Source organism: Burkholderia sp. MSMB617WGS, from assembly GCF_001532025.2.
In the GTDB taxonomy this organism is placed as follows: Bacteria; Pseudomonadota; Gammaproteobacteria; order Burkholderiales; family Burkholderiaceae; genus Burkholderia; species Burkholderia savannae.
This window is the reverse complement of record NZ_CP013457.1, coordinates 636,645-661,135: the sequence shown is the minus strand read 5'-3', so window position 1 is coordinate 661,135 and position 24,491 is coordinate 636,645. Positions and strand designations below refer to the sequence as shown.

At 67.3% G+C, this 24,491-nt stretch carries 20 protein-coding genes; 1 reads left to right on the top strand and 19 read right to left on the bottom strand.

Annotation, left to right across the window (positions count from 1 at the left end; genetic code table 11):
- Positions 1-137 precede the first annotated feature (137 nt).
- A complete protein-coding gene (gene secA, locus WT60_RS03350; RefSeq protein WP_038754458.1) occupies positions 138-2,921 on the bottom strand; it encodes a preprotein translocase subunit SecA in 2,784 nt (927 codons plus the stop codon).
- A gap of 380 nt (positions 2,922-3,301) precedes the next feature.
- Between secA and WT60_RS03340 the strand changes: the two genes are divergently transcribed.
- A complete protein-coding gene (locus tag WT60_RS03340; protein ID WP_059583253.1) occupies positions 3,302-3,781 on the top strand; it encodes a DciA family protein in 480 nt (159 codons plus the stop codon).
- 292 nt (positions 3,782-4,073) lie between these two features.
- Here WT60_RS03340 and lpxC read toward each other — a convergent pair whose 3' ends face one another.
- The 18 genes from lpxC to coq7 all read right to left on the bottom strand — a co-directional run bounded on the left by lpxC (position 4,074) and on the right by coq7 (position 24,221).
- A complete protein-coding gene (gene lpxC, locus WT60_RS03335; protein WP_009888790.1) occupies positions 4,074-4,991 on the bottom strand; it encodes a UDP-3-O-acyl-N-acetylglucosamine deacetylase in 918 nt (305 codons plus the stop codon).
- A gap of 241 nt (positions 4,992-5,232) precedes the next feature.
- A complete protein-coding gene (locus WT60_RS03330) occupies positions 5,233-5,739 on the bottom strand; it encodes a peroxiredoxin (protein ID WP_038754464.1) in 507 nt (168 codons plus the stop codon).
- A 182-nt stretch (positions 5,740-5,921) separates the two neighbouring features.
- Positions 5,922-7,118: a cell division protein FtsZ gene (gene ftsZ / locus WT60_RS03325; protein WP_038754467.1), complete on the bottom strand. Its 1,197-nt coding sequence runs from the start codon at positions 7,116-7,118 to the stop codon at positions 5,922-5,924.
- Between the two features lie 108 nt (positions 7,119-7,226).
- Complete coding sequence (gene ftsA / locus WT60_RS03315) at positions 7,227-8,459, bottom strand: cell division protein FtsA (protein ID WP_006025154.1); 1,233 nt, start codon at positions 8,457-8,459, stop codon at positions 7,227-7,229.
- A 26-nt stretch (positions 8,460-8,485) separates the two neighbouring features.
- Positions 8,486-9,238: a cell division protein FtsQ/DivIB gene (locus tag WT60_RS03310; RefSeq protein WP_038754469.1), complete on the bottom strand. Its 753-nt coding sequence runs from the start codon at positions 9,236-9,238 to the stop codon at positions 8,486-8,488.
- 20 nt (positions 9,239-9,258) lie between these two features.
- The gene (locus tag WT60_RS03305; protein ID WP_038754472.1) at positions 9,259-10,197 is read right to left on the bottom strand and encodes a D-alanine--D-alanine ligase; all 939 of its coding nucleotides are present in this window, start codon (positions 10,195-10,197) and stop codon (positions 9,259-9,261) included.
- A gap of 1 nt (position 10,198) precedes the next feature.
- Complete coding sequence (murC, locus tag WT60_RS03300; protein ID WP_038754475.1) at positions 10,199-11,596, bottom strand: UDP-N-acetylmuramate--L-alanine ligase; 1,398 nt, start codon at positions 11,594-11,596, stop codon at positions 10,199-10,201.
- Positions 11,593-12,693 (bottom strand): undecaprenyldiphospho-muramoylpentapeptide beta-N-acetylglucosaminyltransferase, encoded by a 1,101-nt coding sequence (gene murG / locus WT60_RS03295; RefSeq protein ID WP_060356407.1) that lies wholly within the window; start codon positions 12,691-12,693, stop codon positions 11,593-11,595. The genes murC and murG overlap by 4 nt, the downstream gene beginning before the upstream one ends.
- Complete coding sequence (gene ftsW, locus WT60_RS03290; RefSeq protein ID WP_038754480.1) at positions 12,690-13,982, bottom strand: putative lipid II flippase FtsW; 1,293 nt, start codon at positions 13,980-13,982, stop codon at positions 12,690-12,692. The genes murG and ftsW overlap by 4 nt, the downstream gene beginning before the upstream one ends.
- Positions 13,979-15,493 carry a UDP-N-acetylmuramoyl-L-alanine--D-glutamate ligase gene (gene murD / locus WT60_RS03285; RefSeq protein ID WP_038754556.1) on the bottom strand — a complete coding sequence of 505 codons (1,515 nt, stop codon included), beginning with the start codon at positions 15,491-15,493 and terminating at the stop codon, positions 13,979-13,981. The genes ftsW and murD overlap by 4 nt, the downstream gene beginning before the upstream one ends.
- Positions 15,494-15,518: 25 nt before the next feature.
- Positions 15,519-16,688 carry a phospho-N-acetylmuramoyl-pentapeptide-transferase gene (gene mraY / locus WT60_RS03280; protein ID WP_006025147.1) on the bottom strand — a complete coding sequence of 390 codons (1,170 nt, stop codon included), beginning with the start codon at positions 16,686-16,688 and terminating at the stop codon, positions 15,519-15,521.
- A gap of 14 nt (positions 16,689-16,702) precedes the next feature.
- Entirely contained in the window at positions 16,703-18,109 is a 1,407-nt protein-coding gene (gene murF / locus WT60_RS03275; RefSeq protein WP_060356408.1) for a UDP-N-acetylmuramoyl-tripeptide--D-alanyl-D-alanine ligase, read from the bottom strand.
- Positions 18,106-19,650 carry a UDP-N-acetylmuramoyl-L-alanyl-D-glutamate--2,6-diaminopimelate ligase gene (locus WT60_RS03270; RefSeq protein WP_060356409.1) on the bottom strand — a complete coding sequence of 515 codons (1,545 nt, stop codon included), beginning with the start codon at positions 19,648-19,650 and terminating at the stop codon, positions 18,106-18,108. The genes murF and WT60_RS03270 overlap by 4 nt, the downstream gene beginning before the upstream one ends.
- The gene (locus tag WT60_RS03265; RefSeq protein WP_038754490.1) at positions 19,647-21,491 is read right to left on the bottom strand and encodes a penicillin-binding protein 2; all 1,845 of its coding nucleotides are present in this window, start codon (positions 21,489-21,491) and stop codon (positions 19,647-19,649) included. Before WT60_RS03265 ends, WT60_RS03270 begins: the two co-directional genes overlap by 4 nt.
- Entirely contained in the window at positions 21,488-21,817 is a 330-nt protein-coding gene (gene ftsL, locus WT60_RS03260; RefSeq protein WP_038754492.1) for a cell division protein FtsL, read from the bottom strand. Before ftsL ends, WT60_RS03265 begins: the two co-directional genes overlap by 4 nt.
- Positions 21,814-22,755, bottom strand: coding sequence for a 16S rRNA (cytosine(1402)-N(4))-methyltransferase RsmH (rsmH, locus tag WT60_RS03255; protein ID WP_038754495.1), 942 nt, complete (start codon positions 22,753-22,755; stop codon positions 21,814-21,816). Before rsmH ends, ftsL begins: the two co-directional genes overlap by 4 nt.
- A gap of 23 nt (positions 22,756-22,778) precedes the next feature.
- On the bottom strand, positions 22,779-23,207 hold the full coding sequence (mraZ, locus tag WT60_RS03250; RefSeq protein WP_038754498.1) for a division/cell wall cluster transcriptional repressor MraZ: 429 nt from the start codon (positions 23,205-23,207) through the stop codon (positions 22,779-22,781).
- 387 nt (positions 23,208-23,594) lie between these two features.
- On the bottom strand, positions 23,595-24,221 hold the full coding sequence (gene coq7, locus WT60_RS03245; RefSeq protein ID WP_038754501.1) for a 2-polyprenyl-3-methyl-6-methoxy-1,4-benzoquinone monooxygenase: 627 nt from the start codon (positions 24,219-24,221) through the stop codon (positions 23,595-23,597).
- Between the last annotated feature and the right edge of the window lie 270 nt (positions 24,222-24,491).

Genomic DNA, 24,491 nt, shown 5'->3' with positions numbered 1-24,491 from the left:
GGAAAATGCCGGCATTCGAGCCGGCATCGATTGGATTGAAGAACCGGCGGCCGCTCACGCGCCGCCGCGCATCACACCTCGAAAAACCTTGCGCACAGACGACGCGGCGCGCTCATCGCGCGCCGCCTTCGATCACGTCAGTTCAGCTTGCCGTGACAGTGCTTGTACTTCTTGCCGCTGCCGCAGGGGCACGGATCGTTGCGGCCGACCCGCGGCACTTCGCCCGCCGGGCCGCTATGGCTCATCGCGTGGCCGACCATTTCGGCCGTCGCATCCGCGACCGCCGCGCCGCCCGCCGCAGCCGCGGCGAAATCGGCGTGCTGGAATTCGACGTTCTCGAGATGGCCGCCCTGCTCCTCGATCTGCTCGGCCGCTTCCTCGAGCTGCTCGGGCGACTGGATCTGCACGTTCATCACGATCCGCGTGACTTCCTGCTTCACGGCGTCGAGCATCGCCGCGAACAGCTCGAACGCCTCGCGCTTGTACTCCTGCTTCGGGTTCTTCTGCGCGTAGCCGCGCAGGTGGATGCCCTGGCGCAGGTGGTCAAGCGCCGCAAGGTGCTCGCGCCAGAGGCGGTCGAGCGTCTGCAGCATGATCGAGCGCTCGAACGCGCTGAACGACTCGCGGCCGACGAGCGCGACCTTCGCTTCGTAGTGTTCGTCGGCGGCCGTCGTGACCGCGTCGACGATCTCGTCCGCGTTGATCGACGACGACTCGTTCACCATTTCCTGGATCGCGAGATCGAGCTGCCAGTCGTTGCGCAGCGCCTCTTCGAGCTCGGGGAGTTGCCACTGCTCTTCGATGCTGCCCGCCGGCACGAACGGGCGGACCACTTCCGACATCACGCCGTGCCGCATCGCGCCGATCGTCTCGGCGATGTCGTGCGCCTCGAGCAATTCGTTGCGCTGCTGATAGATCACCTTGCGCTGATCGTTCGACACGTCGTCGTATTCGAGCAGCTGCTTGCGGATATCGAAGTTGCGCGCCTCGACCTTGCGCTGCGCCGATTCGATCGAACGCGTGACGATGCCCGCTTCGATCGCCTCGCCTTCCGGCATCTTCAGGCGATCCATGATCGCGCGCACGCGGTCGCCCGCGAAGATGCGCAGGAGCGGATCTTCAAGCGACAGGTAGAAGCGCGACGAGCCCGGATCGCCCTGGCGGCCCGCGCGGCCGCGCAGCTGGTTGTCGATCCGGCGCGATTCGTGCCGCTCGGTGCCGATGATGTGCAGGCCGCCCGCCGCCTTCACCTGCTCGTGCAGCGTTTCCCACTCGTCGTGCAGCTTCTGAATCCGGCGCGTCTTGTCGTCGGCCGGAATCGATTCGTCGGCCTCGATGAACGCTGCCTGCTTCTCGGCATTGCCGCCTAGCACGATGTCGGTGCCGCGGCCCGCCATGTTGGTCGCGATCGTGATGCGCTGCGGACGCCCGGCCTCGGCGACGATCGCCGCTTCGCGCGCGTGCTGCTTCGCGTTGAGCACCTCGTGCGGCAGGCCCGCCTGCTTGAGCAGATGCGACAGCAGCTCCGAGTTTTCGATCGACGTCGTGCCGACGAGCACCGGCTGGCCGCGCTCATGGCATTCGCGGATGTCGCGGATCACCGCGTCGTAGCGCTCCTTCGCGGTCTTGTAGATCTGATCCTGCTTGTCGATCCGCTTCGGCGGCCGGTTGGTCGGGATCACGACGGTCTCGAGGCCGTAGATCTCGTTGAACTCGTACGCTTCGGTGTCCGCCGTGCCCGTCATGCCGGCGAGCTTCGCGTACATCCGGAAATAGTTCTGGAACGTGATCGACGCGAGCGTCTGGTTCTCGCTCTGGATCTTCACGTGCTCCTTCGCCTCCACCGCCTGATGCAGGCCGTCGGACCAACGGCGGCCCGGCATCAGGCGGCCCGTGAATTCGTCGACGATGATCACTTCGCCGTTCTGCACGACGTAGTGCTGGTCGCGATGGAACAGCGTATGCGCGCGCAGCGCCGCGTACACGTGGTGCATCAGCGTGATGTTCTGCGGCGCATAGAGGCTCTCGCCGTCGCCGATCAAGCCCCATTCGGCGAGCATCCGCTCGGCCTTCTCGTGTCCCGACTCGGTCAGGAACACCTGGCGGCCCTTCTCGTCGAGCGTGTAGTCGCCCGGCTTCTCGACGCCCGTGCCGTCCGCCTTCTCCTCGCCGATCTGACGCTCGAGGAGCGGCGGCATCGCGTTCATCCGCACGTACAGCTCGGTGTGATCCTCCGCCTGGCCCGAGATGATGAGCGGCGTACGCGCCTCGTCGATCAGGATCGAGTCCACTTCGTCGACGACCGCGAAGTTCAGCGGCCGCTGCACGCGCGCGTCGGTCTCGTAGACCATGTTGTCGCGCAGGTAGTCGAAGCCGAATTCGTTGTTCGTGCCGTACGTGATGTCGGCCGCGTACGCCGCCTGCTTCTGGTCGTGCTCCATCCCCGACAGGTTGATGCCGACGGACAGCCCGAGGAAGTTGTAGAGCCGGCCCATCCACTCCGCGTCGCGCTGCGCGAGATAGTCGTTGACCGTCACGACGTGCACGCCGCGGCCCGCGAGCGCGTTCAGATACGCGGCGAGCGTCGCGACGAGCGTCTTGCCTTCGCCCGTGCGCATTTCGGCGATCTTGCCGTAGTGCAGCACCATCCCGCCGATCAGCTGCACGTCGAAGTGGCGCATCTTCAGCACGCGGCGGCTCGCTTCGCGGCACACGGCGAACGCGTCGGGCAGGAGTTTGTCGAGCGACTCGCCGGCCGAGATGCGCTGACGAAACTCCCCTGTCTTGCCGCGCAACTGGTCGTCCGTCAGCTTTTCGATCTGCGTTTCGAGCGCATTGATCGCCGCGACGGTCTTTTGGTATTGCTTGACGAGCCGCTGGTTGCGGCTGCCAAAAATTTTCTGAAGAAAACCGGTTGTCATCGGATCGGGTGTGCGTCGGTGCAACGGCCCCGGAGCGGTGAACGCCCTCCCCGGCGCGCCGAGCCTCGGCGGCTTAGCGTAGAAGTGAATTCAAACGTCGAATTTTAGCACGCGCTCCAGGGCGCGCCGGTGTCGGCGGCGGCGGCCGCCATGGGGCGCGCCTCGGCCGGGCGGGAACGCGAAAAGCGACCGCCATCCGCCATCCGCCATCCGCCATCCGGCGATCGGCGGTCGGCGGTCGGCGGTCGGCGGTCGGCGGTCGGCGGTCGGCAAACACGATACCCGCGGCCGCCGAACGACATCGCGGTACAATCGGCGCATCGCTCCACCATCCGGTCGCCCGTCATGCGCCCAGCCACGCGGCGCAGCCGACTGCCCTCATGAACCGACCGCCGAAGCAATTATTTCGTCCGAACGACTGGTCGCGGCCGCAAGCGGCCGCCGACGTCCTCAAGCGCACCGACGCGTTCGCCGCGTTGCGCGCGGGCGTCGAGCAGGTCGCGGCGCTGAAGCGGGATCTGGCCGCGTTGCTTCCCGATTATCTGGCGAACCACGTCGAGCCCGGCTTCATCAAGGACGGCGCGCTCACGCTGTTCGCCGCGCACAACGCGCTCGCCGCTCGGCTGCGGCAGGTCGAACCGCGGCTTCTGTCGGAGCTACAGGCGCGCGGATGGGCAGTGGCCGCCCTGAAGGTGCGCGTGCGCCCGCAGCCCGCGCCGGAGCCGCCGCGCGTCAAGCAGGCTCGGATGTCGGCGGCCGGCACCGACGCGCTGCGCCAACTCGCCGACACGCTCGAGCCGTCGCCGCTGCAAAGCGCGCTCGCGCGCATGGCCGCACGCCACGCGAAAGCGCCGCGCTGACCGATTCGCGGCGCACGGCCCCCATCCCACGCCCGGCATAAAAACCCCGGAGCCGATTGCCGGCCGCACCGCCGCCGTCCGCGAGCCCCGATGCGCGGCCCATTGACGCATCGCGCGGCGCCTCGCCCATCTCGCGGCAACCCCGCAGCCGCGATCGAGCCGCCCCGAGACGCGCAACGAACATCCACACGGCCACAAGCGAAACGCCACGAGACACTCGACACCATGAAAAAAGCGGCCCGCAGGCCGCTTTTTTGCAGTCGCGCGTCCGGGACGCGCTCGCATCGATGCATCACGCGAACGCTGTCTGGGCGTCGAAGCCGAAGCCCGTCGGCGCCGCCTTCGGATCGTCGAACGTGACGATCTCGTAAGCGTCCTCGTGCGCGAGCAGCTCGCGCAGCAGCGCGTTGTTCAGCCCATGGCCCGACTTGTACGCGGTGTACGACGCGAGGAGCGGATGGCCGACCACATACAAATCGCCGATCGCGTCGAGCATCTTGTGCTTCACGAATTCGTCGTCGTAGCGCAGCCCGTCGTTGTTCAGAATCCGGTACTCGTCGAGCACGATCGCGTTGTCCATGCTGCCGCCGCGCGCGAGCCCGAGCTCGCGCATCATCTCGACTTCGTGCGCGAAGCCGAACGTGCGCGCGCGCGCGATCTCGCGCACGTACGACGTGTTCGCGAAATCGACCTCGAGCTCCTGGCCCGTCTTGTCGACGGCCGGATGACGGAAGTCGATCGTGAACTTGAGCTTGAAGCCGAAGTACGGATCGAGGCGCGCGAACTTGTCGCCGTCGCGGATCTCGACGGGCTTCGTCACCTTGATGAACTTCTTCGCCGCGTTCTGCTCTTCGATGCCGGCCGACTGGATCAGGAACACGAACGAAGCCGCGCTGCCGTCCATGATCGGAATTTCCTCGGCCGTCACGTCGACGTAGAGGTTGTCGATGCCGAGGCCCGCGCACGCCGACATCAGGTGCTCGACCGTCGACACGCGCGCGCCGTCCTTCTGCAGCACGGACGCAAGCCGCGTATCGCCGATCGACAGCGCCGAAGCCGGAATGTCGACGGGCGTCGGCAGATCGACGCGCGAGAACACGATGCCCGTATCGGGCGCCGCGGGGCGAAGCGTCAGTTCGACCTTGCGGCCCGAGTGCAGGCCGATGCCGACGGTCTTGACGATCGATTTGATGGTGCGCTGCTTCAACATGGTCAAAGTCTTCTTGATTGAAGATATCAATCAGGAGTTTTATTCGATAGGCGAGATTATAACGTAAATCCCCATTTCGCGTCGTGATGATCGACGTTTCAAAGTGTTTCGACGCATTACCCTGCGCAAATGCGAGACGGGCCGACGCCCGGAACGGAGGCGTTCCCGGTCGTCGGCCCGTGTTACAACCGCGTGTCGGGCGCGTCGCGGCGTTGCCGAAAGACAACGCCGCACGCGCCTTTCAACGCGTCAAACTCGCCAGCACGCTGGCCGCATCGCTCACTTCGAACTTGCCCGGCGCTTCGACGAAGAGCGTCTTGACCACGCCGTCGTCGACCACCATCGCATAGCGCCGGGAACGAATTCCCATGCCACGCGCGGACAAGTCCTGCGTCAGTCCCAGTGCATGAGTGAAAGCCGCGCTGCCGTCCGCCATCATGCGCACCTTGCCCGCGGTGTGCAGATCGCGTCCCCAAGCGCCCATCACGAATGCGTCGTTGACGGCAACGCACCAGATCTCATCGACGCCCGCCGAGCGCAACGGCTCGGCATGCGCGACGTAGCCCGGCACATGCTGCGCCGAGCAGGTCGGCGTGAACGCGCCCGGCAATCCGAAGATCACCACGCGCTTGCCCGCCGCCTGCTCGCGCACGCCAAAGGCATTCGGCCCCAGCGTGCAGCCCGCGCGCGCGTCGTCGAGATACTCGAAGAGTTGCGTGTCGGGCAGCGTGTCGCCCACTTGAATCATGCCTGGTCCTTCATAGCGATACGATCGTTCGCAACAGACGACACGGCCCAGCCCGGCCTCGCACAAGCGAAGCGGGCGACTTTCCCGGCCCGGCGTCGCGAGCGACGCGGCCTGTCGTCAGCCGTTTCATCCGTCACGTCGGCTCGTGCCGCGCCAAACCGCGCGGCGCGAAGCCTCGCGCGTCAGTCGGCCTGCTTGCGCAGGAATGCCGGAATGTCGTACGTGTCGACACCCTTCTCCTGCAGCGCCTGCACGTGCGACGCAGCCGTCTCGCGCGAATTGCGCCACACGGCCGGCGTGTCGAACGCGCCGTAGTCGCTCGTGCTCACGTGATGCGAAGCCGCGTAGCCGTGCGACGCCGCGTTGACCGGCTGGTTGTCCGTACCCGTGCGCAAAAGCGTCATCGGTGCGGACTGCTGCTTCTTCGCCGCGCGGCCGAGGCCCGTCGCGACGACCGTCACGCGCAGCGCGTCGCCCATCGCGTCGTCGTACACCGCGCCGAAGATCACGGTCGCGTCGTCGGCCGCGTAGCTCTTGATCGTGTTCATCACTTCGCGCGTTTCCGACAGACGCAGCGAGCGGCTCGACGTGATGTTGACGAGCACGCCGCGCGCGCCCGACAGATCGACGCCTTCGAGCAGCGGGCTCGCGACCGCCTGCTCGGCCGCAAGACGCGCGCGATCGACGCCGGCGACCGTCGCCGTGCCCATCATCGCCTTGCCCTGCTCGCCCATCACCGTCTTCACGTCTTCGAAGTCGACGTTCACGAGGCCGTCGACGTTGATGATCTCGGCAATGCCCGCGACCGCGTTGTTGAGCACGTCGTCAGCACACTGGAAGCACTTGTCCATCTCGGCGTCGTCGCCCATCACCTCGAACAGCTTGTCGTTCAGAACGACGATCAGCGAGTCGACGTGATCCTCCAGTTGCTGCGAACCTGCTTCCGCGACGCGCATCCGCTTGCCGCCTTCGAATTCGAACGGCTTGCTGACGACGCCGACGGTCAGAATGCCCATCTCCTTCGCGATCTGCGCGACGACGGGCGCCGCGCCCGTGCCGGTGCCGCCGCCCATGCCGGCCGTGATGAACACCATGTGCGCGCCGCGCAGCGCGTCGGCGATCCGCTCGCGCGCTTCCTCGGCCGCCGCACGGCCCATCTCCGGCTTCGCGCCGGCGCCGAGGCCGGTGTTGCCGAGCTGGATCACGGACGGTGCACGCGAGCGCGACAGCGCCTGCGCGTCGGTGTTCATCACGACGAAATCGACGCCCTGAACACCCTTGTTGATCATGTGCTGCACCGCGTTGCCACCTGCGCCGCCGACGCCGATCACCTTGATGATCGTGCCGTTGGTTTCGGTTTCCAGCATTTCGAATTCCATTATTGCCTCCGTCAAGAAAAGAACCGCTACTCGGCCGTTATTCGGCGGAAGATCGGGCAACCCTCCGTCGCGCGCCGGCCGCCGGCACCGGCGCGAATGTCGAAATCGTCAGAAGTTGCTGAGGAACCACTCCTTCATCCGCGAGAAGATCTGCCCCGCGGAACCGGATTGCACGGCGACCTTGCGCCCGCGCATCCGTTGAGCGCTGCCCTCGACGAGAAGACCCATCGCCGTCGAATAGCGCGGATTGCGCACGACGTCCGAGAGCCCGCCCGCGTATTCCGGCGCGCCGATGCGCACCGGCTTCAGAAAAATGTCTTCGCCCAGCTCGACCATGCCGGGCATCATCGCAGCCCCGCCCGTGAGCACGACACCGGAACTGAGTAACTCTTCGTAACCGGACTCGCGCACGACCTGCTGCACGAGCGAGAACAGCTCTTCGACGCGCGGCTCGACGACGGCCGCGAGCGCCTGTCGCGACAGCGTGCGCGGGCCGCGTTCGCCCAGGCCCGGCACCTCCACCATCTCGTCCGGATCGGCGAGCGCCTGCTTCGCGATCCCGTAGCCGACCTTGATGTCTTCCGCATCGGGCGTCGGCGTGCGCAGCGCCATCGCGATGTCGCTCGTGATCTGGTCGCCCGCGATCGGAATCACCGCCGTGTGGCGAATCGCGCCTTCCGCGAAGATCGCGATGTCGGTCGTGCCGCCGCCGATGTCGACGAGCACGACGCCGAGATCCTTCTCGTCTTCCGTCAGCACCGCGAGCGACGACGCGAGCGGCTGCAGAATCAGGTCGTTCACTTCCAGCCCGCAGCGGCGCACGCACTTCACGATGTTCTGCGCGGCGCTCACCGCGCCCGTCACGATGTGCACCTTCACCTCGAGGCGGATGCCGCTCATGCCGATCGGCTCGCGCACGTCCTCCTGGCCGTCGATGATGAATTCCTGCGTGAGGATGTGCAGCACCTGCTGGTCGGTCGGGATGTTGATCGCCTTCGCGGTTTCGATCACGCGCGCGACGTCGGTCTGCGTGACTTCCTTTTCCTTGATCGCGACCATCCCGCTCGAGTTGAAGCTGCGGATGTGGCTGCCGGCGATGCCCGTGAAGACGTTGGTGATCTTGCAGTCGGCCATCAGCTCGGCTTCCTCGAGCGCGCGCTGAATCGATTGGACGGTGGCCTCGATGTTCACCACCACGCCTTTCTTCAGCCCCTTCGACTCGCTCTGGCCGAGGCCGATGACCTCATAGTGGCCCTCGCCCTTCAGCTCCGCGACGACGGCCACCACCTTCGACGTGCCGATGTCGAGGGCAACCAGCAGATCCTTGTAGTCTTTGCTCATAGAGTGCTCTTGCGTGTGATGTCGTGTTACTTCTTGCCCTTGTCGGTGTCGGTCAGGAACCGCATGCCCGCCGCGCGGATCGCGAATCCGTTCGGATAGCGCAGATCCGCGTACTCGATGTCGCTGCCCCAGCGCTGCGTGACGGACGGCCACGCGGCGACGAGGCGCTGAACGCGGTCGGGCAGCGAATCGCCGTTGCGCTCCCGGCCGAGCTCGACCTGCATGCCGTTCGACAGCTTCACCGTCCATGCGTAGCGCGGCGACAGCGTCACTTCCTCCGGCGTCGCGCGGATCGGCGCAAACCATTTCGCGAAATCGCGATAGCGCGCGACGACTTCCTTCGCGCTGCCTTCGGGGCCGTCGAACGACGGCAGTTCCTCGTCGAGCTCGCCCTGATTCGCGGTGAAGAGCTCGCCGTCGACGCTCACGAGCTGGTCGTTGCCCCAGGTCCCGAGCGGCTTGTATTCCTCGAGCGTCACGGCGAGCGCGTTCGGCCACACCCGGCGCACGCTCGCGTGGCGCACCCACGGCATCTGCTCGAACGCGACCCGCGCGGTATCGAGATCGACGGTGAAGAAGTTGCCCTTCAGCCGCCCGACGACGCCCGCGCGCACGATCGGCGCGTTGATGTGCTCGGTGTCGCCGTCGATCCGGATTTCGCGCAGTGCGAATGCCGGGCGCTGGATCAGCCAGTAGCAGCCGGCCGCCGCCAACACGAGCAGCAGCAGCGCGTACAACGCGCTGGCGGCAAGGTTGAGTTGGCGAACGTTATTCCACATGGTTCAAGTCCGGTCCTGCATCAATCGAGCGTGAGCGAAAGCACCTTCACCACCAGCTCCGAGTAGCTGATGCCGACCGCGCGCGCCGCCTTCGGCGGCAGCGAGTGATCGGTCATCCCCGGCGCGGTGTTCACTTCCAGGAAATACGGGTTGCCCGCGGCGTCGAGCATGAAGTCCGCGCGGCCCCAGTCCGTGCAGCCGAGCACGTCGAACGCGCGGCGCGCGAGGCGCTTGAACTGCGCTTCCTGCGCGGCGTCGAGGCCGCACGGAATCAGGTATTGCGTGTCGTTCGCGATGTACTTCGCGTGATAGTCGTAGAACTCGCCCGCGGGCACGATCTTGATGAGCGGCAGATCGAGATCCGCGGCGATGCACGCGGTGTACTCGCCGCCGCCTTCGATGCTCTTCTCGACGATCACGATCTTGTCGTGCTTCGCCGCTTCTTCCAGTGCGGCGGGCAACGCATCGGCGCTTTTCACCTTTTCGACCGCGACGCTCGATCCCTCGCTCGCCGGCTTCACGAAGAGCGGCACGCCGAGCTTCGCGACGATGTCCTGCGCGCGCGCCGCATAATCGTCGCCGCGCAGCACCGTCTCGAACGGCGGCGTCGGGATGCCCGTCTGCTGCCAGACGAGCTTCGTGCGGAACTTGTCGAGCCCGAGCGCCGAGCCGAGCACGCCGCTGCCCGTGTAGCGGATGCCGTAGAAATCGAGCGCGCCCTGGATCTGGCCGTTCTCGCCGTAGCCGCCGTGCAGCGCGTTGAACGCGCGCTCGAAGCCTTCGTCCTTGAGCGCCGCGAGCGGCCGCTCCGCCGGATCGAACGGATGCGCGTCGATGCCCGCGTCGCGCAAGCCCTGCAGCACCAGCCGGCCGGAGTTCAGCGACACCTCGCGCTCGGCGGATTCCCCGCCGAGCAGCACCGCCACCTTGCCGAAACGTTTCGGATCGATCCCGCTCATGTCATCCCTTCTGTTGCGTGTCTTGCGCGAGCTTGCCCGGCACCCCGCCGATCGAGCCCGCACCCATCGTGATCACCACGTCGCCCGCGAGCGCGACCTTCGCGAGCGCGTCCGGCACCTCGTCGACCGTCGCGACGAACACCGGATCGACCTTGCCCGCCGCGCGCAGCGCGCGCGACAGCGCCTCGCCGTTCGCGGTCGCGATCGGCGCCTCGCCCGCCGCGTACACCTCGGTCAGCACGAGCGCGTCGACGGTCGACAGCACGTTGACGAAATCGTCGAAGCAGTCGCGCGTGCGCGTATAGCGATGCGGCTGGAACGCGAGCACGAGCCGGCGGCCCGGGAACGCGCCGCGCGCGGCCGCGATCGTCGCCGCCATCTCGACCGGATGGTGGCCGTAGTCGTCGATCAGCGTGTACGCGCCGCCGCCCGCGACCGCGATCTCGCCGTAGCGCTGGAAGCGCCGGCCGACGCCGTTGAATTCCTCGAGCGCCTGCTGGATCGCCGCATCGGCCACGTCGAGATCGGTCGCGATCGCGATCGCGGCGAGCGCGTTCTGCACGTTGTGCAGGCCGGGCATGTTCAGCACGACGGGCAGCGGCTCGCGCCCTTCGCGCAGCACCGTGAAGTGCATCCGGCCGTCGCGCGCCTCGACGTTCTCCGCGCGCACCTGCGCATCCGCCGCGAAGCCGTAGCGCACGACGGGCTTCGAGATCAGCGGCACGATCTGCCGCACGTTCGCGTCGTCGATGCACACGACCGCGCTGCCGTAGAACGGCAGCCGCTGCGTGAATTCGATGAACGCCTGCTTGAGCCGCGCGAAGTCGTGGCCGTAGGTATCCATGTGATCGGCGTCGATGTTCGTGATGACCTCGATCACCGGATACAGGTTCAGGAACGACGCGTCCGATTCGTCGGCTTCCGCGACGATGAAGTCGCCCGTGCCGAGCCGCGCGTTCGCGCCGGCGCTCGTGAGGCGCCCGCCGATCACGAACGTCGGATCGAGCCCGCCTGCCGCGAGCACGCTCGCGACGAGGCTCGTCGTCGTGGTCTTGCCGTGCGTGCCGGCGATCGCGATCCCCTGCTTCAGGCGCATCAGCTCCGCGAGCATCACCGCGCGCGGCACGATCGGCACACGCAAATGGCGAGCGGCGAGCACTTCGGGGTTGTCCGAGCGCACCGCGGTCGACACGACCACCGCGTTCGCGCCTTCGATGTTCGCCGCATCGTGGCCGATCGACACGCGCGCGCCGAGCGCCTCGAGGCGTTCGGTCACCGCGTTGCGCGCGAGATCGGAGCCGCTCACCTGATAGCCCAGGTTCACGAGCACTTCGGCGATGCCGCTCATGCCCGCGCCGCCGATCCCGACGAAATGAATGTGTTTGACGATGTGTTTCATTGCTTTCCTTCCAGGTTCGCGCCCGCCACCGCCGCGCACACGCGCGCGACTTCGTCGGTGGCGTCCGGCTTCGCGAGCGAGCGCGAACGTTCGGCCATCGCCGCGAGCGATTCCCGCGACTGGCCGCGCAACCAGTCGGCGAGCAGCTCGGCCGACAGGTCGCGTTGTTGCACGAGCACCGCCGCGCCTTGCTCGGCAAGGAACTCGGCGTTGGTCGTCTGATGATCGTCGACCGCGTGCGGGAACGGCACGAACAGCGCCGCCACCCCGACCGCCGCGATCTCCGCGACCGTCATCGCGCCCGAGCGGCAGATCACGAGATCCGCATTCGCGTAGGCGGACGCCATGTCGTCGATGAACGGCACGAGCGCGACGTCGCTGCCGCACGCGAGGCCCGCGGTTTCGTAGTTCTCCTTCAGCGTATCGATGTGCTTCGCGCCCGCCTGATGCACGACTTGCGGCCGCTCGTTCGGCGCGAGGAGCGCGAGCGCGCGCGGCACGACTTCGTTCAGCGCGGCCGCGCCCAGGCTGCCGCCGACGACGAGCAGCTTCAGTTTCCCGTCGCGCGCCGCGTAGCGCGCCTGGGGCGGTTCCGTGCGCGCAAGTTCCGCGCGAATCGGGTTGCCCGTCCATTCGGCGCCCGGCAGCGCGCCCGGAAACGCGACAAGCACGCGCTTCGCGAGCTTCGCGAGCACCTTGTTCGTCAGGCCCGCGATCGAATTCTGTTCGTGCAGCACGAGCGGACGGCCCGTCAGCACGGTCATCAGCCCCGCCGGGAACGTGATGTAGCCGCCCATGCCGAGCACGACGTCGGGCTTCACGCGGCGCAGCGCCTGCAGGCTCTGCGCGCACGCGCGCAGCAGATTGAGCGGCAGCGCGAGCTTCGTCTTCAGGCCCTTGCCGCGCAGCCCGCCGAAGCGCACATACTCCATCGGGATGCCGTGCTTCGGCACGAGCGTCGCTTCCATGCCGGCCGGATTGCCGAGCCACACGACGCGCCAGCCCTGCGCCTCCATCCGATGCGCGACCGCGAGCCCCGGGAACACGTGGCCCCCGGTGCCGCCGGCCATCACCATCAGCGTGCGCCGAGAGGTCATACCTTGCCTCCGCGCATCAGCACCCGATTTTCATAATCGACGCGCAGCAACACCGCGAGCGCGACGCAGTTGAGCAGAATGCCCGAGCCGCCGTAGCTCACGAGCGGCAGCGTGAGCCCCTTGGTCGGCAAAAGGCCGAGATTCACGCCCATGTTGATGAACGCCTGCGCGCCGAACCAGATGCCGACGCCCTTCGCCATCAACCCTGCGAACGTGCGATCGAGCGCGAGCGCCTGGCGGCCGATCTCGAATGCGCGGCGCACGATCCAGTAGAACAGCAGGATCACGACGAGCACGCCGACGAAGCCGAGCTCCTCGCCGATCACCGCCAGAATGAAGTCGGTGTGCGCTTCCGGCAGGTAGTTGAGCTTTTCGACGCTGCCGCCCAGGCCGACGCCGAACCATTCGCCGCGCCCGAACGCGATCAGCGAATGCGTGAGCTGATACGCCTTGCCTTGCGCGTAGCGCTCGTCCCACGGATCGAGGTACGCGAAAATCCGCTCGCGCCGCCACGGCGACAGCCACACGAGCATCGTGAAGGTGCCGACCGCCGTCGCGACAAGGCCGCCGAACAGCTTGCCGTTCACGCCGCCGAGGAACAGCACGCCCATCGCGATCGCGGCGATCACCATGAACGCGCCCATGTCCGGCTCGAGCAGCAGCAGCGCGCCGACGAGGCCGACCGCGCACGCCATCGGCAGGAAGCCCTTCGCGAAGCTCTGCATGTACTCCTGCTTGCGCACCGTGTAGTTCGCCGCGTAGATCGTCACCGCGAGCTTCATGATTTCCGACGGCTGCATGTTCGTGATGCCGAGCGGAATCCAGCGGCGCGCGCCGTTCACGCCCTTGCCGACGTGCGGAATCAGCACGATCACGAGGCCGACGAGCGCGATCAGGAAGAGATGCGGCGCGTACTTGTCCCATGTCGACACCGGCACGCGGAACGCGATCACCGCCGCGACGAACGCGACGACGAGCGACACGCAGTGGCGCAGCAGGAACGCGTAATCGTGATACGACGCGTATTTCGGCGAATCCGGCATCGCGATCGACGCCGAATACACCATCACGACGCCAAGGCCGAGGAGCGCGATCGACACCCATAGCAACGAGTAATCGAAATCGAGCATCCGCGAGCGGGTCGGGCGCGCGCCGTTGACGACGCTCGCGAGCCCGCCCGCCGCCGCGCGCGCGCCCGAGGCCGCCCGCGCGGCGGTGCGCGGCGCGCCGCCGCCGCCCGCGTCGCGCGTGCCGTTGAAGCGGGAAACGAGGCGATCGGACCAGCTCATAGCGTCGTTCCTTTTTCCAAGGCGATGTCTTCCACCGCGCCGTGGAACACCTCGGCCCGATGCGCGTAATTCCGGAACATGTCGAGGCTCGCGCACGCGGGCGACAGCAGCACCGCGTCGCCCGGCTGCGCGAGCGCGCTCGCCGCGCGCACCGCGGCGTCGAGCGTCGCGTGATCGGCAAGCGGCACGCCTGTATCGGCGAGTGCCGCGCGAAGCGCGGGCGCGTCGCGACCGATCAGCATCACCGCCCGGCACCACCGCTCGACGGGCGCCGCGAGCGGCTCGAAATCCTGGCCCTTGCCGTCGCCGCCCGCGATCAGCACCGCGCGCTGCGCGAGGCCGTCGAGCGCCGCGACCGTCGCGCCGACGTTCGTGCCCTTGCTGTCGTCGACGTAATCGACGCCGTCGAGCGTCGCGATCACTTCGACGCGGTGCGGCTCGCCGCGGTATTCGCGCAGGCCGTGCAAAAGCGGCGCGGCCGGCAGGTCGATCGCGCGCGCAAGCGCGTATGCGGCGAGCGCGTTCGCCGCGTTGTGCAGCCCGCGGATGCGCAACGCGTCGGCGGGCATCAGGCGCTTCAGCGCGATGTCGGGCGGGTTCGCCGCTTCCTGCTTGCGGCGGCGCGACGGCGCGGCGGGCGCATCGGCCGCGTCGCGATCGACCGCCTCGACGAGCCAGGCGATCCCGTTCTCGCGCAGCAGCCCGTAATCGCCGTCGGCGGCCGGCTCGTTCAGGCCGAACGTGATCGCGCGCGGCGCGTCGGCCGCCGCCGCGAGCGGCGCGAACTTCATCACTTCGGCGTCGTCGCGGTTGAGCACGCGCGCCGTGCGCGGCCCGAAGATCCGCCCTTTCGCGGCCGCGTACGCGGCGAAGCCGCCGTGCCAGTCGAGGTGGTCCTGCGTGATGTTGAGGATCGTCGCGGCGTCGGGCGCGAACGTGTGCGCGGTTTCGAGCTGGAAGCTCGACAGCTCGAGCACCCACACGTCCGGCAGCGCGGCCGCGTCGATCGCCTCGGTCAGCTTGTCGAGCATCGCCGGGCTGATGTTGCCCGCAACCGCGACCTTCTTGCCCGCGCGCTCGCACAACAGGCCCGCGAGGCTCGTCGTCGTGGTCTTGCCGTTCGTGCCGGTGATCGCGATCACCTTCGGCGCGTAACCGTTCGCGCCGAGCGTGCCGAGCGCCTGCGCGAAGAATTCGAGCTCGCCCCACACGGGAATGCCCCGCTCGCGCGCGGCGGCGAGAAGCGGCGCGAGATCGCCGGCGAGCGGCGACAGCCCGGGGCTCAGCGCGACGAGCTCGATCCCGCCGTCGATGAGCGCCGGCGAAAACGCGCCGCCGACAAATTCGGCGTCGATCCCGGCGGCCGTCAACGCGGCAAGGTTGGGCGGCGCCTCGCGCGTATCGGCGACGCGCAGCCGGCACCCATGCCTCGCGCACCACCGCGCGATCGCGAGGCCCGATTCGCCGAGCCCCAGCACGAGCACCATCGGCCGCCGCCGATCTCCGAACATCTCGCCAAACATCCTTACCTTCCCTTTACCGCAGCTTGAGGGTGGACAAACCGAACAGGCACAACATCAACGTGATGATCCAGAAGCGCACCACCACTTGCGTTTCCTTCCAGCCCGACAACTCGAAATGGTGATGCAGCGGCGCCATCTTGAAGATGCGCCGCCCCTCGCCGTAACGCTTTTTCGTGTACTTGAACCACGTGACCTGCAGCATCACGGACAGCGTCTCCGCGACGAAGATGCCGCCCATGATGAACAGCACGATTTCCTGCCGGACGATCACGGCGACCGTGCCGAGCGCGCCGCCCAACGCGAGCGCGCCGACGTCGCCCATGAACACCTGCGCCGGGTGCGTGTTGTACCAAAGGAACGCGAGCCCGGCGCCGCCCATCGCCGAGCAGAAGATCAGCAGCTCGCCCGCGCCCGGAATATGCGGAAACAGCAGATATTTCGAATAGACGGCGCTGCCCATCACGTACGCGAACACGCCGAGCGACGCGCCGACGAGCACCACCGGCATGATCACGAGGCCGTCGAGCCCGTCGGTCAGGTTCACCGCGTTGCTCGCGCCGACGATCACGAAATAGGTGAGCGCGATGAAGCCCCAGACGCCGAGCGGATAGCTGATCGACTTCAGGAACGGCAACATCAGGTCGGCGCGCGCGGGCAGCCCCATCGACAAGCCGCTCCGCACCCACGCCATGAACAGGTCGAACACGCGCACATTGCTCGCCTCGGACACGCTGAACGCGAGATAGACGGCCGCGAACAGGCCGATCACCGATTGCCAGAAATACTTTTCGCGCGACGACATGCCGCGCGGGTCCTTGTAGACGACCTTGCGATAATCGTCGACCCAGCCGATCACGCCGAAGCCGAACGTGACGAGCATCACGATCCAGATGAAGCGGTTCGTCAGATCGCCCCAGAGCAACGTCGCGACCGCGATGCCGATCAGGATCAGCACGCCGCCCATCGTCGGCGTGCCGGATTTCACGAGGTGCGTCTGCGGGCCGTCCTTGCGCACCGCCTGGCCGACCTTCATCTGCGTGAGCTTGCGAATCACCCACGGGCCGCAGACGAGACCGATCACGAGCGCCGTGATGGTGGCCATCACCGCCCGGAACGTCAGATACGTGAACAAGCGCAAAAAGCTTGCGTCACCTTGCAGCCATTGCGCCAACGCCAGCAGCATGCTTACTTCCTTCCTCAGTGTGCGCCGGGCGCTGCGCCCGGCGCGGTTTCGTTCGCGAGCGCGCCGACGACGCGCTCCATCTTCATGAACCGCGAGCCCTTCACGAGGAGCGTCGCGTGCGCGCCGAAGCTCGCGGCGAGCAGCGCGGCGGTCAGCGCCGCCGCGTCGTCGAAGTGGCGCGCGGCCCCGCCGTACGCCTCGCACGCGGGCAGCGTGGCCGCGCCGAGCGCGAAAAGCGCGTCGATCCCGCGCTCGCGCGCATAGCCGCCGATCTCGCGATGAAACGCCGGCCCATCGTCGCCGACTTCGCCCATCTCGCCGATCACGAGCACGCGCGGCGCCGATTGCGCGGCGAGCACGTCGATCGCGGCGCGCATCGAATCGGGGTTCGCGTTGTAGGTGTCGTCGATCACCGTCGCGCCCGCGAGCGAGCCGATGGTCGCGCGCGTCACCTGCAGCCGCCCCTTCACTGGCACGAACGCCTCGAGCCCCGCTTTGATCGCCGCGAGCGGCACGCCGGCCGCGAGCGCCGCCGCCGTCGCGGCGAGCGCGTTGCGCGCGTTGTGCTCGCCGAGCGCGTTGAGCTGCACGTCGACGCGGCCGCCGGGCGTCGCGATCGCGAGCCGGCTGCCGTCGAGCGCGCCCGTCACCGCGGCGGGCGCGTCGCGCCCGGCGCCGTGCAGCGCGAAGTCGACGATCCGGTTGCCGGTCGCCGCGACGCGCCAGATGCCCGCGTACGCGTCGTCGGCCGGAAACACCGCGACGCCGTCCGGGCCGAGTGCGTGGATGACGGCCGCGTGCTCGAGCGCGACCGCCTCGACCGTCGCCATGAATTCCTGATGCTCGCGCTGCGCGTTGTTCACGAGCGCGACCGTCGGCGCGGCAATGCGCGCGAGCGTCTCCGTCTCGCCCGGATGATTCATCCCGAGCTCGACGACCGCGAGCCGGTGCGCGGCGGTGAGGCGCAGCAGCGTGAGCGGCAGGCCGACGTCGTTGTTGAAGTTGCCCGAGGTCGCAAGGCGCGCGTCATCGCCGACCGCCGCCGCGAAGATCGACGCGATCATCTCCTTCACGGTCGTCTTGCCGTTGCTGCCCGTGACCGCGACGAGCGGCATCGAAAAGCGCATCCGCCAGCCGTGCGCGAGCGCGCCGAGCGCGGCGCGCGTATCGGCAACCTTCAGCGCGGGCAGGTTCCATTCGGCCGGGCTGCGCGATACGATCGCGGCGCTCGCGCCGCGCGCGGCCACGTCGCCGACGAAATCGTGCGCGTCGAAGCGCTCGCCCTTCAGCGCGACGAACAGATCGCCCGGCCCCGCCGTGCGGCTGTCCGTCGACACCCGCTCGAACGACGCGCGCTCGTCGCCGAGCACCGTCGCGCCGGGAATCATCGCCGCGGCTTCGCGCAAGGTCAGCATCGTCATTCGCCGCCTCCGCGAGTCTGCGTCGTGCGCGCGGCGAGCGCGAGGCGCGCATGATCCTGATCGGAGAACGTGCGCTTCTTGCCCATGATTTCCTGCGTCGCCTCGTGCCCCTTGCCGGCCAGCAGCACGACGTCCTCGCGCGCGGCGCCGCGCACCGCCTGCAGGATCGCGCTCGCGCGGTCCTCGATGCGGCGCGCCTTCGCGGCGTCCTGCATGCCGGCGGCGATCTGGTCGATGATCGTCTGCGGATTCTCGCTGCGCGGGTTGTCGCTCGTCACGACGACCTTGTCCGCGAGCCGCTCGGCGATCGCGCCCATCAGCGGGCGCTTGGTCGCGTCGCGGTCGCCGCCGCAGCCGAACATGCAGACGAGCTCGCCGCCGCGCGCTTGCGCGATCGGGCGCAGCGCGTCGAGCGTCTTCTCGAGCGCGTCCGGCGTGTGCGCGTAGTCGACGACGACGAGCGGCTCGTCGTTCTGAAGCCGCCCGCCGAGCCGCTGCATCCGCCCGTTGACCGATTCGAGCTTCTGGATTTCCGCGAGCGCCGCGTCGAGCGGCACGTCGGCCACGAGCAGCGTGCCGAGCACCGCGAGCAGATTGCTCACGTTGAACGCGCCGAGCGTGCCGACCTCGACGTCCGCTTCGCCCCACGACGAGCTCAGATGAAATGCGGTGCCCGTCGCGGTCGCGCGCACGTTCGTCGCGACGAGCTCGCGATCGGCGTCCGCCGCTCGCGGCCGCGCGCCGATCCCGTACGCGATCGTCCGCACGCGGCCGGCGAGATTCGCGAGCAGGCGGCGGCCGGCCGGATCGTCGCGATTGACGATCGCGACGCGCAGCCCGCGCCACGCGAAGAGCTTCGTCTTCGCCGCCTCGTAAGCCTCGAACGTGCGGTGGTAATCGAGGTGATCCTGCGTCAGGTTCGTGAACACCGCGACGTCGAACGCGGTGCCGTTCACGCGCCCCTGGTGCAGCGCGTGCGACGACACTTCCATCGCAATGGCCTGCGCGCCCGCGCCGCGCAGCTGCGCGAGGCTGCGCTGCAGTTGCGGCGCGTCCGGCGTCGTGAAGCCCGTGTGCACGAGCTGTCCGGGCATCCCGCTGCCGAGCGTGCCGATCACCGCGCACGGCTCGCGCAACGCGGTGAGCGCGGTCGCGATCCATTGCGTGCACGACGTCTTGCCGTTCGTGCCCGTCACGCCGACCGTGAACAGCGCATCGCTCGGATCGCCGTACCAGCCGCTCGCGATGTCGCCCGCGAGCTCGTCGAGCGCGGGCACGGCGAGCGACGTCGCGGGGTCGAGACCTTCGGCCGAGAACCCTTCCGGCTGATACAGCACGGCCGCCGCGCCGCGCGCGAGCGCGTCGGCAATGAACGGACGATTGTCCGCGCCGTCGACCGCATAGGCGACGAATATGTCGCCTGCTTGCAGGCTGCGCGTGTCGGCATGCAATTGCGCGCCGGACGCGACATGCGCGCGCAGCCACGCGAGCGCGGCTGCGATCTGTTGGTGCGCCGGATGAGAACTGCGCGCGGCGCTCATCGAACTACTCCAGGACGGTTGTGTGTCGTGCTCGACACGATCATGTGCTTCGCCGGCGCGTTCGCGGCCAGCTTCTGCGGGGCGGCTGAGTTCGCCATATCGTCCGACACGACAAGCTGCTTGACCGGCATGTTGGGCGGCACGTTCAGCGCGCGCAGCGTGTCGCCGACGATCGCGGAGAACACGGGGCCTGACACCTGGCCGCCGAAGTGGCCGCCCATCGTAGGCTCGTCGACCGACACCGCGACGACGATACGCGGATTCGGCATCGGCGCCATCCCGACGAACGACGCACGATACTTCTTGTGATCATAGCCGCGGCCAACCTGCTTGTAAGCGGTGCCGCTCTTGCCGCCGACGCGGTAGCCCGGCACCGCCGCGTTCGGCGACGTGCCCTGCGGCGACACGACGGATTCGAGCATCGTGCGCACTTCGCGCGCGGTCGTCGGCGAGAAGATGCGCGGCCCGGTCGCCGGCTGCGCGTCGCTCGTCTTGAAGATCGTAACGGGCATCAGCTCGCCGTCGTGCGCGATCGCGGTGTACGCGCGCGCGAGCTGGAACAGCGACACCGACAGGCCGTAGCCGTACGACATCGTCGCCTGCTCGATCCGCCGCCAGTTCTTCCACGGACGCAGCCGGCCCGCCGCCGCGCCGGGGAACCCGACCTTCGGCGCCTGCCCGAGCCCGATGCCCGCATACATATTCCACATTTCCTCGGGCTTCATCGTCATCGCGATCTTCGTCGCGCCGATGTTGCTCGATTTCTGGATCACGCCGCCCACCGTCAGCGTGCCGAAGCCCGAATCGTCGGTGATCGGCGCGCCGTCGAGCACGAAGTGGCCGTTGCCCGTGTCGACGAGCGTGTTCGGCGTCACGCGATGCAGATCGAGCGCGAGCGACACCGTGAACGGCTTCATGATCGAGCCCGGCTCGAACACGTCGGTCAGCACGCGGTTGCGCAACTGCTCGCCCGTCAGGTGCGAGCGATCGTTCGGGTTGTACGTCGGATAATTGACGAGCGACAGCACCTCGCCCGTCTGCACGTCGATCACCATCGCCGCGCCCGCCTTCGCGTGAAACTTCTCGACGGCCGCCTTCAGATTCGTATACGTGATGTACTGGATCTTGCTGTCGATCGACAGATCGACGTCGTCGCCGTTGTGCGGCGGCACCTGCGCGTCGACGTCCTCGACGATGTGCCCGACGCGGTCCTTGATCACGTGGCGGCTGCCCGGCGTGCCGACGAGCATCTTCTGGTCGGCGAGCTCGACGCCCTCCTGCCCTTCGTCCTCGACGTTCGTGAAGCCGATCAGGTGCGCGGTGATCTCGCCTTCCGGATAGAAGCGCTTGTACTCGGCACGCTGATAGATGCCGGGAATGTCGAGCTTCGCGACCTGGTCGGCGACGTCGAGCGGCACCTGGCGCTTCACGTAGACGAAAGTCTTGTCCTCCGACAGCTTCGTCTTCAGCTCCTTCGCCGTCATCCCGAGCAGCTTGCCGAGCGCGTCGAGCTTGTCCGCGCCGAGATCGTCGGGCACGTCGGCGGGAATCGCCCAGATCGCGCGCACGGGCAGGCTCGTCGCCAGCACGAGGCCGTTGCGATCGAGGATCTTGCCGCGCGTCGCCGGCAATTCGAGCGTGCGCTGATAGCGGCTTTCGCCCTGTTTCTGATAGAACGCGTTGCCGGGCCCCTGAATCCAGAACGCGCGGATCGCGAGCGCGACGAACGCCATGAACAGCATGAACACGACGAGCTTCGAGCGCCACATCGGCAGATGGACCGACAGCACCGGGCTCGATGCGAACTTCACGCCTTGCGTGCGCTTCGACGCGGGCTTCATCGCGCGCCCCCCTGCGACGCGGCGGACGCCGGCAGCGGCGCGTCGACGGCCTTCGCCGCGCCGGGCGCGAGCGTCAGGTACTGCGTGCGCCCCGTCGTGATCGACTGCATCTTCAGCGAGCTCGTCGCGAGCTGCTCGATGCGCGACGTCTTCGACAGCGCGCTCTGCTGATACTGAAGCTGCGCGTAGTCCTGCTGAAGCTGATGCTCCTGCGATTGCGCGCGCTGCAATTGAATGAAGATCTGCCGCTGCTGGTTGGTCGAATTGACGACCGACAGCGCGCATCCCATCACGATGATCAGCAGGAAGATGTTGAGGCGGCTCATGGCGCGACGCGCTCCGCGATGCGCATCACCGCCGAACGGGCACGCGGATTGGCCACGACTTCCGCGTCGCTCGGAAACTTCCGGCCGAGCAGCTTGAGCGGCGGGCTGGGCAGATCGACGGCGCGGATCGGCAGGCGGCGGTCGACCGCAGGCGCGCTGGCGTGCGTCTGCATGAATCGCTTGACGATCCGGTCCTCGAGCGAATGAAAGCTGATGACCACCAGCCGCCCCCCTTGCTCCAACAACGACAGTGCTGCCTCTAGAACGACTTGCAGGTCCGCAAGCTCTTGATTGACGTGAATCCGTATAGCTTGAAAGGTGCGGGTTGCCGGGTCCTTGCCCTTCTCACGGGTCTTGACGACGTGACCCACGATTTCGGCAAGCTCGCCCGTGCTGTCGAGAGGCCCGAGACGGCCGGACTCTGCCCGGCGAGCAACAATCGCCTTTGCAATCTGAAAAGCAAACCGTTCTTCCCCATAATCTCGTATCACCTCCGTCAATTCCTGCACCGACGCCCGCGCGAGCCACTCGGCCGCCGACTCGCCGCGCGTCGGGTCCATCCGCATGTCGAGCGGGCCGTTCGCGCGGAAACTGAAACCCCGCTGCGGATCATCCACCTGCGGCGACGACACGCCCAGGTCCAGCAACACGCCCGACACCCGCCCCACTCCGCGCGCGTCGAGCGCACCCTTCAGCGCCGCGAAGCTGTCGTGGACGATCTCGAAGCGCGCGTCCTCGATGCCCTTCGCCGTCTCGATCGCGCGCGGGTCCTTGTCGAACGCAATCAGCCGCCCCGCTTCGCCCAAGCGCGCGAGCACCGCGCGGCTATGGCCGCCGCGTCCGAACGTGCCGTCGACGTACACGCCGTCGGGCCGCGTCACGAGCGCATCGACCGCTTCGTCCAACAGCACCGTGCGATGCTGCAATTCGTTTCCCATCGCGGGCGTCTCCGTCACCGCAATCAGAACGTGAAATTCTTCAGCGCTTCGGGCATGCCCTGCGCCATCGCCGCCTGCTCCTTCGCGATGTAGGTCTGCGCGTCCCACAGCTCGAAGTGACTTCCCATTCCCAGCAACATGACTTCCTTTTCCAGCCCGGCCGCCATCCGCAGCTCGGGAGACACCAGAATCCGGCCCGCGCTGTCGAGATCGACGTCCATCGCGTTGCCGAGAAAAATACGGCGCCACCAATGCGCATCCATCGGCAGCGCGGCGATCTTCGCGCGGAACACTTCCCATTCGGGGCGCGGAAACAGCAACAGGCAGCCGTCCGGGTGCTTGGTCACAGTCACCCGTCCTTCTGCCTGTCCTTGCAGCGCTTCGCGATAGCGAGACGGCACCGACATCCGCCCTTTCGCATCGAGCGTCAGCGCCGACGCCCCTTGGAACACTTTTCCGCTCTCCCGATCAGGGCACCGAAGTACCCGCCCAATGCTGAGAATCTAGCCGGAAAAGCCCGGCAAATCACACAAAAATACACTTTCTCACACTGTCTCCCACTTTAGAGGAAGGCCTATGGGCGGTCAAGGGAGGCTCCCGTTTTTTTGACGAATTTTGTTAGTCAGAACAAGGACTTACGCTCGCCTCCTCAAGCTGACCCTCAAACCAAAAAACGTTATAAATGAATGGGCTAGTGCATCTTGTGAAAGTGGTACATGAGAAGCACGCCCCAGGTGGGCGCGACAGCAGGTATTTCGGCGGGGGAAAAGGCGCGGGAAAAGAGGCGGGTTTCCGTCGTCGGCCGGGACGCCGCGCATGCGGCCGTCCCGACGTATGTCTCACAGATAGTATGCAGTGCTTGTCATGACTTTCGACGCGGCGCGCATCAGCATCCGCGCCGGCATCGGCAGCTCGATGCCGCCCGCGTCGGTCGCCGTCTTGCCGTGCTTGACCTCGTCGGCGCGCATCTGCTCGACGATCGCGCGCGATTCGACATCGGCCGCCGGCAGCGCCGACAGATGGCTGTCCAGATGGCTCTCGACCTGCCGCTCCGTCTCGGCCATGAAGCCGAGGCTCACCTTGTCGCCGAGACGCCCGGCGACGACGCCGATCGCGAGCGCGCCCGCATACCACAGCGGATTCAGCAGGCTCGGCCGCGAATCGAGCTGCTTCAGGCGGTGCGCGGTCCACGCGAGGTGATCCTCCTCCTCGCGCCCCGCATGCTCGAACATCTCCTTTAACTCGGACGACGACGTCGTGAGCTTCTGCGCCTGATAGAGCGCCTGCGCGCAGACCTCGCCGACGTGATTCACCCGCATCAGCCCCGCCGCGTGCTTGCGCTCGGCGGCAGTGAGCTCGGCGGGCGCCGCGGCATCAGGCGCGGGCACCGGCCGGCTCATCCGGCTCACGCCCGTGATCGAGCGCAGGCCCCGGTCAAATTCACTGATCAGTTCGTCAAACACCATCGCGTTTCTCCGTGCGGGCATATTGCACGCAGTAAGGAATTCGTAACAATTTTATTGCGGCTACCTAGCACGGTAGCGCCGGAAAATAGCGGTTAACCCGTGATTTTAACCATTGTTGCGTAAAGGAAACATGGGAGACGCGTGTACCGCTCTTTCGCTTTGTCCCAAAAAGTCCTTTTGCTACATTACGAGCGGCTTCATTCGAAGTTCGCGCGGGTATCGCCATCAAAAACAAACATCGGCCCCGCCACAATAAATTTGTCATCCTTG